Here is a 13,090-nt window from a genome sequence, read left to right as displayed (position 1 = left end):
CAAGTTGACCAACTCAGATTCAGAAATAATTTTTCTAAGTTAAGGAGAACTCAATGCTTGACGCTTTTTCAAGAGCTGTAGTTTCAGCCGATGCCAGCACCTCGACTGTCGGTGATATTGCTGCCCTCAGAGCTTTCGTTGCCAGCGGCAACCGACGCTTGGATGCTGTAAACGCGATCGCCAGCAACGCTAGCTGCATGGTTTCTGATGCTGTTGCCGGTATGATCTGCGAAAACCAAGGCTTGATTCAAGCTGGTGGTAACTGCTATCCCAACCGCCGCATGGCTGCTTGCTTGCGCGATGCAGAAATCATTTTGCGCTATGTCACCTATGCTTTGTTGGCTGGTGATGCTTCTGTTCTGGATGACCGTTGCTTGAATGGTTTGAAAGAAACCTACGCAGCTTTGGGCGTGCCCACTACCTCCACCGTGCGTGCCGTTCAAATCATGAAAGCTCAAGCCGCTGCTCACATCCAAGACAACCCCAGCGAAAAATTTGCTGGTGCTAAGTTGCGCAAAATGGGCAGTCCTGTAGTAGAAGATCGTTGTGCTAGCCTCGTTGCCGAATCTTCCAGCTACTTCGACCGCATCATTTCTGCACTGAGCTAGTCTGTTGCTAATCGCAATTCGCTCAGCAAAATAGAAACTACGCTCACTGTCAAAAGCACTTTAGGAGATTTAGGAAATGAAATCAGTTCTCACCACGGCTATCGCCTCTGCTGATGCAGCAGGCCGCTTCCCTAGCACCTCAGATCTAGAATCAGTTCAAGGTTCTATCCAACGCGCTGCTGCTCGTTTAGAAGCTGCTGAAAAACTAGGCAACAACCTCGATGCAGTTGCTAAAGAAGCTTATGATGCTTGCATCAAAAAGTATCCTTACTTGAACGAATCCGGTCAAGCTAACTCCACCGATACTTTCAAATCAAAATGCCATCGTGACATCAAGCACTACCTGCGCTTGATCCAATACTGCTTAGTTGTTGGCGGCACAGGCCCTCTGGACGAATGGGGTATTGCTGGTCAACGCGAAGTTTATCGCGCTTTGGGCTTGCCTACTGCTCCTTACGTTGAAGCATTGAGCTTTGCTCGCAACCGCGGTTGCGCTCCTCGCGATTTGTCTCCTCAAGCTTTGACTGAGTACAATGCTCTTCTTGACTACGCGATCAACTCTTTCTCCTAATTAACGGACTGGTTGGTAATGTCGTGACTGGGTAGTTTCTACCCAACAAGTCTAGGAACTCTTGGCTCGTTGCTTTACCGATTTTGGTGAGGTAAGGGTAAAGAATTTCTAGGCTTGTTATTGTGTTTTAAGAGGCATATCATATTATAGTTATTGCAGAATGCTAATTTTATGGATAAACGCTTTTTTAGTTTTTTTAATTTAACGGAAGACCAGGCGATCGCTCTTTTAGATACGCCGCAAGCCCAAATCGGGGAAGAGGATTCCCGCTACATAGCTGCTTCCCACTTGATCAATTTCTCAACAGATCGATCGATCGCAGCACTGATGCGAGCTGTACAACAAACCGATCCGGTGCTGGAAAACCGGATTGTGCGCCGCAAATCGGTGGAAACCTTGGGAAGGCTGCAAGCTGTGCAAGCATTGCCGGTGATTCGCAGCTGTCTGGCGGATGATGATTGCTACACGGTGGAAAATGCTGTTTGGGCGATCGGCGAAATTGGCACTCAAGATCCGGATATTTTAGAAGAAGTTGCTCAATTGCTGGATAAACCGGGACAAACCTACCGGGTAATTATCCACACCCTGACTAAGTTAGATTATCAGCCAGCGGTAGCCAGAATTCGCAGATTTGTCGATGATATTGACCCGCCGACTGCTAGTGCTGCGATCGCCGCAATTTGTCGCTTAACCAGAGACTTTTCTCAAATGGGAAAAGTTGTGGCAATGTTGCAACACAAAAATGTCCTTGGGCGCCGATTATCTATTCAGGATTTGATAGATGCGCGTTACTACGATGCAATTGCCAATATTGCCAGATGTCCGGTATCTTTAGTTTTTCGGCTCAGAGGAATTAGGATGTTAGCAGAAGCAGGAATTGCTGACAAAGCCCTTACCTTTGCGACCATTCAACCGCATTTAGAACAAACCTTAAGAGACTATCCAGGGGATTTAGATTTAGTGCACAGTTATGAAAAATTACCAGATTTACCGTTTCTGATTCGCCAGTTATATGAAACGGATTTTGGACGTTGCTATTTAGCCGCTAAAACGATACTGGAAAATTACTCAGAGGAGGCCCCAGCAGCTCTGTTTGCGGCCTTTGCGGAAGAAGCAAATAATGACTATGGAGCGCATTTTCATGTGGTAAAATTGTTTGGTTGGTTAAAACATTTTCCCGCCTACGATTTGTTATTGGAAGCTTTGCATAACTCCCAGCCCCAGTTTCAGAAATCCCGTGCAGCGGCGGCGATCGCCCTGGGGGAACTGGGAGAACAACGTGCTATTCCAGAATTGAAAGCCTGTCTGGAAACTAAAATCTGGGATTTGAAGTATGCTGCATTAATGGCACTAGAAAAACTTGGTGATGTCACGGGTTATGAAATCGCTGCGGCAGACCAAGATTGGTTGGTTCGAGCTAAGGTAGATGCTCGTACTTGTGTAACATCCGAACTATCTTAATAGGGCATAGGGCATAGGGCATCGGGCATGGGGCATCGGGCATACCTCACCACGCGATCGAACCGCCATACAACTATCAACAGTCAACAGTCAACAGTCAACAGTCAACAGTCAACTGTCAACTGCTATAAAACCACAAAAACCATGACAACAGATGCTTTGTTTGAACAACTAAAACACCCAAATCCTCATCTGCGCGAGCGGGCAATGTTTGAAATTGCTGATTCCCGCGATGAAAATACAATTTCTCGACTGGTGGGCATTTTAGATGAAGAAGATGTCACCTATCGTCGGGCGGCGGTAAAAGCCTTGGGCGTGATTGGTGAAGATGCTGTGCCATCGGTGGTTGAGGCATTGTTACACAGTGATAATGTGACTGTGCGAGGGAGTGCGGCGAAGGTATTGGCACAAATTGCGGTTAATTATCCAGATTTGCCGTTTCCTGAAGCGGGGTTGCAGGGATTGAAAAAGGCGATCGACGATCCGAATCCTGTGGTTAATATTGCTTCAGTGATGGCTTTGGGGCAGATGGGTTCCTCTGCTTTTGAGATTTTGGTGGAGTCGCTGAATACAACGGATAATGTGGCGGTACAAGTGGCGATCGTGAATGCTCTTGCTTCTGTGGGCGATCGGCGTTGTGTAGAAGTTCTCACCACTTTTGCGAATGATGAATCGGTGGATTCTTATGTGCGGGAATCAGCGACAAGTTCTTTATCGCGGTTGGATTTGGTGATGAATTATAAGCGTGCAGATAGTTAGATTTAGTGAGATTTTTAGCAATACTCTCGATCGCACACAGCACTGGCAGCCGACTAAGCTACGATCGAACTTTGGGCTTTGCTGATTCAGGGTATAAATCAACTTTTCGCTTGAAGTTACAAAACTCACCCTCAAGCGGGCTTATAGCTATTGGGAAATCTTGAATTCATACCTCTATTCAGCAACGCCAGCTTTCAGAGTTAACTGGAGTTCATGTGGGAATGCAAATTGAACCCTACGACCCTCGCCACCTTGATGCTGTTATTCGTCTTTCGCTTCGGGCATGGACTCCGGTATTTGATTCGATTCAGAAGGCGATGAACGCTGATGTTTACCAGGCATTCTATCCCAATCATTGGCGCGTGAGCCAGCAAAAAGCTGTGGAGGATGTCTGTGCTGCGGAAGATACGAATGTATGGGTTGCGATCGATGCGGGTTCTACTGTGGGCTTTGTGGCCGTGAAACTACACTCAGAGGACAGCATGGGTGAAATCCACATGGTTGCTGTCGATCCTGACTTTCAAGGTCGCGGCATTGGTAGTGCTTTGATAGAATTCGCTCTGGGTTGGATGAAAGATGCTGGGATGTCTATTGCTATGGTTGAGACTGGGGGCGATCCAGGTCATGAAAGAGCCCGTCACACCTATGAAAAGGTGGGCTTTGAGCTATTCCCAGTTGCCAGATACTTCAAGAAGCTTTAAGTGCAAATGTGTTGATTTCGCGATCGCATTGTATGCTTCAAATTAATGCGATCGCCCGATTTTATGAGTGAATTGGTAATTGAAACAGAGAGTCTCAGGCTGATCCTCCCATCGACTGAGGAGCTCCTCGCCCGCATCGAGTCCCTGAGTCCTGCCGATAAGGCGGAGGTCTCACCCGATTGGCTGGCGCGGGTTCGCGCCTCGACAGCGCCAGACCCGTGGACGCATGGATTCTCCATGGTGGAGCTCACTAGCGGTGCCGTCATCGGAAGCTGCGCGTACAAGGGTCCCCCGGACGAAGGCGGAGTCGTTGAGATTGCTTACGCAGTAGACCCGGAGTATCAGGGGCGTGGGTATGCCACGGAGGCAGCAAGGGCGCTGGTCAATTTTGCGTTCCGTAGCGGGCAAGTCCGTCTCGTTCGTGCCCACACACGGGCGGAGAACAATGCCTCGATGCGGGTGCTCGCGAAGTGCGGGTTTGAGCGTATCGGTGAGGTGGTAGACCCAGAGGACGGCTTGGTTTGGAGGTGGGAATTACAGGGAGGAGCCACCTAACAGTTTGTATCCTTCAAGTTAATGCGATCGTCCGATCTTGTAGGTCGAGTTGAAGGATGAAACCCGACACTCATCACTGCTTCTTCACCTCAATCCTGTGCGATCGGCCGATCGAGTCATGTTTGGTTTTACGTTCCCGGCTGATTCACAAGTAAGGACGTGACAAGCTTAATCCAACCTAGAGCGAGGGGCGATCGAACTCGTTCCAATGCTCCGCCTTGGTATGCTCCGCCTCCAGCAAGCGGCGAAGCTGCATCCGAGCGGTGGTTGCGACATTAGGTTAATGCTCGATAAGACCGATATAGCAATCCTAAATCATTTTAAATTATTTCCTCAAGAACTATTTTTTTGCTAAAATTAAATAATTTGACTCAAGAAGACTGTTGATTTAAACAAAAACGAAGACACAACTGTAAGATTTATGTCCATAATCTAGTGATAAAACCCTTGAAATACTATAGCAAATACCAGAATATGGTAATGGGATAAGGCAATTCAAAGTCTAATCCAAACTGAAAAAACTTTACCTAGGAGATATTCAAATGGCTCGCATCCAGATTTGTGACCTTAATCACTCTGATTCTGAATTAATTCAATGTTTATCAGACCGAGAAAGTACATCCATTTCAGGAGGAATATCAGTTCAAGAATTTTTGGTACTGGCTATGTATTTTTTAAATACATATGACGTTGTAGTTGGTCATTGGGATTCTTCTGGTGCAGGATTTCTTTTCGGAGCAAACTAGAGCAATCCTCGCATCAGTTTCAATAACTGGTTAACTGGTTACCAGGAAGAGCCTCTTAACCGATGTCACTCTTGCTCTGCCTCGGCCCAGACTATGGAGGCTCTTCCTCCGGATATGCGTTACCAGGCTCGGACTGGTAACGAGTATAATCATTTAGGATTGCTATATAGGGGATGTTATCAGCAAAAGTTACGGATAACACCCAAGAGCCGGGACTTAACCTAACCTGCAAAATTTCGGTTTAATTCCTTAAGACGAGGGAATTATCCTGCAGATCTGACAGATAATACCAATAACAACAACTCATCAGGTTTGGCTTTGGACAGCCAATTCTTGATAGTCCTGTCGAATAGGAATGTGAATGATGAACTCTGCCCCCTTACCGGGATGAGAAACACACTTCAACAGTCCGCGGTGTTTTTCTACCACAATCTGGTAGCTGATTGACAGCCCCAGACCAGTGCCCTTCCCTATCGGTTTCGTCGTGAAGAAGGGGTCGAACACCCGCCGGTACACTTCCTCTGTCATACCCGGGCCATTGTCGCAAATGCGAATCACAACAAATTGGGGATTTTTCCGGGTCTGGGCGAGGTTGTGGGAATCCACCTCAACCGAAGAAACTGTAGAGCTTTCGGCAAGAGGGGAATTGGAAATCGGGGATTTTTCTTCTTCCGCATACCCCACAGAGGTGCGAATCGCGATCGCCCGCGGTGTTTTTTGGTTGCTGAGAGCCTCAATCGCATTCGCCAGTAAATTTACAAACACCTGGTTCAGTTGGCCGGCATAGCACTCCACCAGCGGCAGCGGGCTGTACTCTTTAATGATTTGAATAGCAGGCTGGTCTAATTTAGCTTGCAGTCGATGCTGCAAAATCAGTAGGGTGTTATCGATGCCCTCATGGATATCCACCTCTTTCATTTCCGCTTCATCCAGTCGCGAGAAATTTCGCAGGGAGAGGACAATTTCGCGAATTCGGTCTGCCCCCACCTTCATCGAATCCAACACTTTGGGTAAGTCTTCCATCAAGAAATCTAATTCGATCGCGTCTATCTCCTCAACAATCGCTCCTGTGGGATGGGGGTATTGTTCTTGATAGAGTTTCAGCAGTCCTAGTATGTTTTCACTGTATGTCCTGACGTGAGTTAGGTTGCCATATATAAAGTTAATCGGGTTATTGATTTCGTGGGCCACCCCTGCCACCATCTGTCCGAGGGAGGACATTTTCTCAGTCTGAATGAGCTGCGTCTGGGTGCGCTGGAGTTCTTGGAAAGAAAGCTCTAGTTGTTGGGCTTGTTTTTTTAATAGCGCTTCTGATTCTCGCAGAGCTTGCTCTATCTGCACGCGATCGCGAATTTCCTGGCTCAAGAGCAGATTTTTTTCCTTTAATTCCTGCGTCCTATTTTCCACTTTATGTTCTAAAGTCCGGCTGTAATCTTCTAATTGCTCGTTGGCTTGTTTCAGGTTGTCAGTCGCCTCAGACAAACTGGCATAGAGTCGGGCATTTTCCAGGGAAATCGCCGCTTGAGAACAGATCGCGGTTAAAACTTCCAGGCGATCGGGAGTAAACGCACTCCTTGTCAGATTATTTTCCAAGTAAAGCAGACCAATGAGCTTTGCTTTATGGACGATCGGCATACATAAAACTGACTTGGGTTGGGCATTAACTATATAGCTATCCCTGGTAAAAATTCCCTCCTGACTTGCATCATTTAATACCACACTTTCCTGAGTTCGACCCACATAATTGAGGAGAGAAAACGGCAAATCTTGAGTAGTTTCTATTGGTGTGGATTGCAGCACTACGACCTCATTATTATCGGTGCTTGCCGTGCCTTCTACCACCATTTGACCATCTTTTTCTAAAATCAAGTAGCTTTTTTCGGCCCCAGCATTCTCCATCGCAATTTTCAATAACTTAGAAAGCAGACTTTCCAGAACAATTTCGCCAGAAATAGCTTGAGAAGATTTCATCACAGAGGCGAAATCCAGTGCGACAAAACTCCCAGTAGTCGTCGAGCTGGTCGTCCGCGATACGTCGAAGCTGGGGGCTTCTTTAGTCAGTATTCGCGAGAATAATTCAGGATATTCTTCTGATAAATCCTGCACTTTTGCTTGCGCTCCCCAGCGAACATAGCCATAGTAAGCATCCGTCAAATAAATCTCCGCTATCTTCTCCCGGCCGCGAGAGAAATAAAACTCGGCAGCCCGTTCATTAGCTAGGGCTTCTTCCTGAATGTATCCCTGTTCTCTGGCTCCTTGAATGCTAGCGTCATAATACTCCATCGCTTTGCCAATTTTACCCAATACCCGCGCTTTCTCCGCCTCCACTAACTCGTACTTATGCTGGAAGTTAGACGGGGCATGAAATGCCCATTTCTGCATTTTTTCTTGATTAGCTTCAACTAAGCTGATGTATTGTTGTTGTTCGGCCTGTGAAGCTTGAGGATAAACAGCGAGTAGAGCAAGGGAATAATAGAAGTTGTGAGGAGCACTAACTACCATTCCCATCACGCTGACTGCGTGTTCGGCGGCTAAACTGGCATTGGCAACGGCATTCTTTGGTTCGTTAAATAGATATAATAGAATTGTCTTGGCTAGATAAGTAATAAATAGCAAAATTCTATTGTTAGTTTCAATAAAAACAGGCAACATTTGTGTTTCATTAAAACTTTTGCCTACCAACTGACATTTTGCCTCAGATTCATTTTGAAGATTTAGCGTCAATTGGTGAAATATCTGGCTGTAATAGATAGAATAGTCTTGTTTTAGTTTGAGCGCTAAATCAAGATATTGCTCTTGTTCCTCTTCTACAATGTCTAATCGTTCGCCAGTCAAAAATATGCTCGCACAATAGACAGTCACACAATAACCGGCATATTCTATATCTCCAGTTTCCAGTCCACTTTGAAACGCTGACAGTAATGGGGCTAAAGCTTGTTTAGCTGGCTCTTTCCAGTGTATAACAAAGCCATAAAATAATTGATTAACTCTACATTTAAGCGAGTTGGCATTAAATTTATTCAACAACTTTAATGCCAAGTTGCCAGACTGATATCCGGCATCTATATCCCCTATTGCCGAGCACAGTATTACACTATAAAAAGCATAGGCAAAAGCAGCAGTAGAGGAATAGCCATGCTCCATGCAGATTTTAACCAAAGTCACTGCAAGTGGGAGCATAATTGCGGGATTAGCAGTCATAACAGGAGAAATAAGAGAAGTCAGTATACTTAAAGCCGCTATTTTGTAAGGGTCTGTCATCTCTGGGATATTGTCTAAGTCTGCGATATCTGGCAACTCAACCACAAAACCCCCGTTACCCTCGTCATTTGACAAGGAAACACCCAGCATATCCAGCACTTGCATCCCAGTATCAATGGCTTTTAACATCTGATTTTGAGCCATATAAAACTGGATTTGTAGCTCGTATACTTTCACTTTTTCGAGCAGGGTGGTAGCTTGTTGCAGAACAATCTCAGCAAGAATTGCTGACTGTTCGTAATTGGTATTAATATATTCAGCTTCCACCGCTTCTACATAGAGTGCTAGTGTCAGATCGTAGTTACTCTGCCAACTGTTTTCTGCCAAGAGTTCTAACCCTACTCTTAGTTGCGTGACAGCAGCTTCATAAGCTGACGATGCTTTGGCTTTTCGACCCGCTATTAAATTTAATCGGGCTAGACGATCTTTTTCTGCCTGGTCCGTGATGAAGCCAGCCCCAACATTTAACTGATTGACAATCTCAAAAATATTTTCTTCAATCTCGTCTGCTGGAGTATGCAGCAGTAGCAGTTCACCAATTTTTAGGTGGGTCTGTTGTTTCTGAGATTCGGGAATAAGAGAATACGCCGCTTGCTGCACCCGGTCATGGAGAAATTTGTAAGCGATAGGCGCGTGATAGCTGTAAGGCAAAGGGGCAGGTGAGGATGATAGGAGAAGAGAATCTGGAGCTATTCTCTCCTTTCCTTCCCTGCTCATTTCATCGGAGGTAAAAACGAGAGGGATTTTGTAGGCTTCGCTCAGGGGCAAAACCAAGCCAGCCTGAAGTGCTTCCCACAAATCAGCGGCCGTTTCCGACTGAAATTTTTCATTGACAATAGCCAGAACGTCTAAATTAAATTTGTCTCCAATGCAGGCGGCTAATTTTAAGACATCCTGCGTCTCCTCCGGGAGTTTTTGAATATTTCTGGCAATCAGTTCGACGACATTATAATCCGTGATGCCTACCGCTTGAATTTGGTTCAATGACCAATGCCAGCACCCAGCACTGAAATCAAAGGTCAATAGCTTTTCTTGATGCAGAGTAGCGAACATCTGAGTCAAGAAGAAAGGATTGCCCTGGGTTTTATTGAAAAGTAGCTGGGACAATTTAGAAACCCGGTTTCGAGGAGCGGAAGACTCTTTCAGGGTATCTGCTACCAGCAAGCTGACATTGGCAATATCCAAAGGACGGAGGGTGATATTATTTACAACCGCCCCATTTTTTTGAATCTCATCCAACGTCAGCATCAACGGGTGCGTCGGACTGACTTCGTTATCTCGATAGGCTCCCATCAGCAGTAAATATTGGCTGTCCGGGTCACAAATAAGCAGATGAATCAACTTGAGCGATGCCGAATCTGCCCACTGTAAGTCATCCAAAAAGACGACGAGGGGGTGTGAGGGTTTAGTAAATACATGAATGAATTCTTTAAACACGCGATTAAAGCGATTCTCGGATTCAGATGGCCCCAATTGCGGAACCGCTCCTTGAGGCCCGACAATCAGTTCGACTTCGGGAATGACATCTACTATGACTTGGCCATTTGAGCCTAAGGCTTCTAAAAGTTGCTGTTTCCAAATCGCTAGTTTTTCCGAACTTTCTGTTAACAGATGCCGCATCAAGTTGGCGAAAGCTTGAATCAATGAAGCATAAGGAATATTTCGCTTTAATTGGTCAAATTTACCGGAGATAAAATACCCGCGCTGCCTGACAATCGGTTTTTGAACTTCATTCACTAAGGAAGATTTGCCAATTCCTGAGTAACCGCTCACTAGCATCAGTTCGCTGTTTCCGCCGGAGACTCGCTCAAAGGCTTCCATCAAAGTGGCTACTTCTTGCTCGCGGCCATAGAGTTTTTGCGGGATAAGAAATTGTCCAAATTTATCCCTCTTACCGATTGAGCAGTTGTCAATTTTCCCATGGGTTTGTAGTTGATGACGGCACATTTCTAGGTCAGCTTTTAGCCCCAAGGCGCTTTGGTATCTGTCTTCAGCGGTTTTGGCTAATAATTTCATTACAATGTCAGAAATCGCTTTGGGAATTTCAGGGATATGCTCATGGGGTGGCACTGGTCTTTTAGCGATATGGCAGTGAATTAATTCCAGGAGGTCGGTGGCTTGATGCGGCAGCTTTCCCGTCAGAATTTCATAAAAGGTGACACCTAATGAGTAAAAGTCGGTGCGGTAGTCTATTGAGCGATTCATCCGCCCGGTTTGCTCTGGGGACATATAGGCAAGGGTGCCTTCTAGCAAGTTGGGATTGCTGAGGGTCTGGTTTTCTCGCTCTAGGTACGTGGAAATGCTAAAATCTATGATTTTAATTTTATCTCTTTTGGAGCTGATAATGATATTCTGCGGTTTAATATCTTTATGGATAATCTTTTTTCCGTGCAGTTGAGCTAGGGTCTCTGCCAAATGAATTGCCAGACTTAGAAATTCGCTTATTTCAAGGTGTTTAGCTGCGATTAGGTTTTTCAGAGATTTTCCCCCAAAATCTTCTAATATCAGCGCCAGACCGTTATTATGCTTTTCCAAAGAGTGAGCTTTGACAATCCCTGGCACGTCCAGGGTTTTGAGGATTTTATATTCATGTCTCAACCGCGCGATTTCTTCTATTGTGGGATACTCGGCTTTGATGGCTTTTACTATAACCTGAGTTTGCTCCGACTCCCTAACCCCCCGATAAATAACTGTATTGACACCTTCATGAAGCGGCAACGATAAGAGTTTGTAACCGGGCAGCGTGGTTTTCATATTCGTTTTTTCGATGAGTACCATTATTCAGGTCGGGAATTGATAGAGGGGAATCTGAGACGGCCATGTTCGATCGCCTGTTGAAAAAATTAAACTAGCAGAACATCAGCTTCTTAGCAAGTGGCAATATTTTCTCCGCTCATTGTAATGCTAAAGTGTATCATGGTGTGATGTTTAACTATCATATCTCTGCTGGAGTTGGATAAACAAGGATTGGCGCTTGGACAGGTGCATCCAGATAAATTATGCGATCGCACTAACTCCACCGTATGTTTAAATGTTTCTGGACGTACTCCGCACAAACACTTAAAATTTTCAGAACTCAGGTTTTTTAATCTCAGTAGTTCATTATGTGTCTCAGGCTGAATTATTCCAGCTTCGGATTATAAATCCTACTACAACATATTCGCAGCACTTCGACCGGGCGCGATCGTTGCTCTTACTAGGGTAAAAATCGCGATGCTTTGTCTACTTTTGTAAGTGGTCTATTGTAAGAGTGTGCTAACAATGACTGAGTTACTTGAGGGCGCGTAAGTGTTGCTTGCAGCTATTGGATCGCGCGGGTTGAAAAACCTTGTCTGCAAGTGAGCGCGCGCAAGCGTTGCCCTTGAAGAAAATCGCCTCAATGATTTTGGCAGAACTTGAAGACGATCCCAGATACGATCGAGCAAATCCTCGTTCTCCCGATACTCTTGCCAAACTTGCAGCGCCGCCAATGGCTGAGTATCACGCAGGTAAAACCCACGAACGCGATCGAGAAACATTGTGAAGTCGCCGACTACAGCCGAATTCCGTAAATCTTTTGTCGCACTGCCAAAGCAAGTCCATTCTTCTCTCCGCGCGAGGCCTATCGTCAGTTCAAGGAAAACCCAAGTTATCCAAGTCTGCGTTTCAAAAAAGTGTATCGAGAGTTACGAATCTACTCGGCTCGAATTAGCAACAATTATCGACACATTGGTCAGTTGGATGGAGATACTGCGATCGGGTTTTGAGTTGGTTCACACGCAGAGTACGACAAGTTGCTATCTCAGTTATAACCGTGCAGCACAACAAGTAGCTGCACTGAAAGGTCCCACTCTTGTTGGTTGAATCGCAGAGTTTGTCTGCGTCTGGCGATATCGATGGTTAGCGGGCGATTAAGAGCCCGATAGCTTCGCTTCAGACAATACTCGATACCCAATACTTCAAAATTACCTGGGGGCGATCGCTTCAAAAGCAAGTTTTGAAGCGATGCGCTAAAATCCTCTTCAGATAGCTATTAGAGATTAATCATGAAGATTAAGGCGATTATCTGGCAAGAAGATAGCCTATGCTGCGGCTCAGTTCCAGCACTGCCAGGTTGTCACACATGGGGAGAGAGTTACCAACAATTGTTAGAGATGCTTGAAGATGCTGTTCAGGGTTGGCTTGAAGTCGTCAATCAACCAAATGAACTTGCGCCAAAGAAACAGTTAATTGAGTTATTTCTATGAAATCTGTTTTTGGCAAAGCACTCTGCAAAATATTTTAGCAACAGGTTTAGAAGCTAAAAAAACTCGCTTTGTCTCGTTAAAAGACTCTTTTGCTCTCCTTTTCTAATTATTCAATCCACCGGGTTGTATTCATCAAAAATATTGAAAATGTAAAAGCCTTTTTAAATCTATGAAATGGTTAATTCAATATCTTTACGAAATC

Annotated in this window: 11 protein-coding genes; 10 read left to right on the top strand and 1 reads right to left on the bottom strand. The window is 45.4% G+C overall.

Going from position 1 to position 13,090, the window contains the following annotated elements; translation table 11 throughout:
- The first annotated feature begins 53 nt into the window (after positions 1 to 53).
- From cpeB to QUB56_RS05815, 7 genes are all read left to right on the top strand, one after another.
- Positions 54 to 608 carry a C-phycoerythrin subunit beta gene (gene cpeB, locus QUB56_RS05840; RefSeq protein ID WP_332953987.1) on the top strand — a complete coding sequence of 185 codons (555 nt, stop codon included), beginning with the start codon at positions 54 to 56 and terminating at the stop codon, positions 606 to 608.
- 76 nt (positions 609 to 684) lie between these two features.
- Complete coding sequence (locus QUB56_RS05835) at positions 685 to 1,179, top strand: bleomycin hydrolase (protein WP_332953986.1); 495 nt, start codon at positions 685 to 687, stop codon at positions 1,177 to 1,179.
- A gap of 171 nt (positions 1,180 to 1,350) precedes the next feature.
- On the top strand, positions 1,351 to 2,640 hold the full coding sequence (locus QUB56_RS05830) for a HEAT repeat domain-containing protein (RefSeq protein ID WP_332953984.1): 1,290 nt from the start codon (positions 1,351 to 1,353) through the stop codon (positions 2,638 to 2,640).
- A 27-nt stretch (positions 2,641 to 2,667) separates the two neighbouring features.
- A complete protein-coding gene (locus QUB56_RS05825) occupies positions 2,668 to 3,399 on the top strand; it encodes a HEAT repeat domain-containing protein (RefSeq protein WP_332953982.1) in 732 nt (243 codons plus the stop codon).
- A 221-nt stretch (positions 3,400 to 3,620) separates the two neighbouring features.
- A complete protein-coding gene (locus tag QUB56_RS05820; protein WP_332953979.1) occupies positions 3,621 to 4,100 on the top strand; it encodes a GNAT family N-acetyltransferase in 480 nt (159 codons plus the stop codon).
- A gap of 45 nt (positions 4,101 to 4,145) precedes the next feature.
- Entirely contained in the window at positions 4,146 to 4,655 is a 510-nt protein-coding gene (locus QUB56_RS37125; protein WP_445243311.1) for a GNAT family N-acetyltransferase, read from the top strand.
- A 542-nt stretch (positions 4,656 to 5,197) separates the two neighbouring features.
- A complete protein-coding gene (locus QUB56_RS05815) occupies positions 5,198 to 5,401 on the top strand; it encodes a hypothetical protein (protein ID WP_332953978.1) in 204 nt (67 codons plus the stop codon).
- A 306-nt stretch (positions 5,402 to 5,707) separates the two neighbouring features.
- Here QUB56_RS05815 and QUB56_RS05810 read toward each other — a convergent pair whose 3' ends face one another.
- Complete coding sequence (locus QUB56_RS05810) at positions 5,708 to 11,416, bottom strand: AAA family ATPase (protein ID WP_332953976.1); 5,709 nt, start codon at positions 11,414 to 11,416, stop codon at positions 5,708 to 5,710.
- Between the two features lie 574 nt (positions 11,417 to 11,990).
- Between QUB56_RS05810 and QUB56_RS05805 the strand changes: the two genes are divergently transcribed.
- The 3 genes from QUB56_RS05805 (at position 11,991) to QUB56_RS05795 (ending at position 12,888) form a co-directional block, all read left to right on the top strand.
- A complete protein-coding gene (locus tag QUB56_RS05805; protein ID WP_332953974.1) occupies positions 11,991 to 12,185 on the top strand; it encodes a hypothetical protein in 195 nt (64 codons plus the stop codon).
- Complete coding sequence (locus QUB56_RS05800) at positions 12,182 to 12,505, top strand: hypothetical protein (protein WP_332953972.1); 324 nt, start codon at positions 12,182 to 12,184, stop codon at positions 12,503 to 12,505. The genes QUB56_RS05805 and QUB56_RS05800 overlap by 4 nt, the downstream gene beginning before the upstream one ends.
- Positions 12,506 to 12,687: 182 nt before the next feature.
- Complete coding sequence (locus QUB56_RS05795; protein ID WP_332953971.1) at positions 12,688 to 12,888, top strand: type II toxin-antitoxin system HicB family antitoxin; 201 nt, start codon at positions 12,688 to 12,690, stop codon at positions 12,886 to 12,888.
- Positions 12,889 to 13,090 lie beyond the last annotated feature (202 nt).

This window comes from Microcoleus sp. AR_TQ3_B6 (assembly GCF_036702785.1).
Taxonomy (GTDB): Bacteria; Cyanobacteriota; Cyanobacteriia; order Cyanobacteriales; family Microcoleaceae; genus Microcoleus.
The sequence above is the reverse complement of the archived record's forward strand: the minus strand, read 5'-3'. Positions and strand labels throughout refer to the sequence as shown.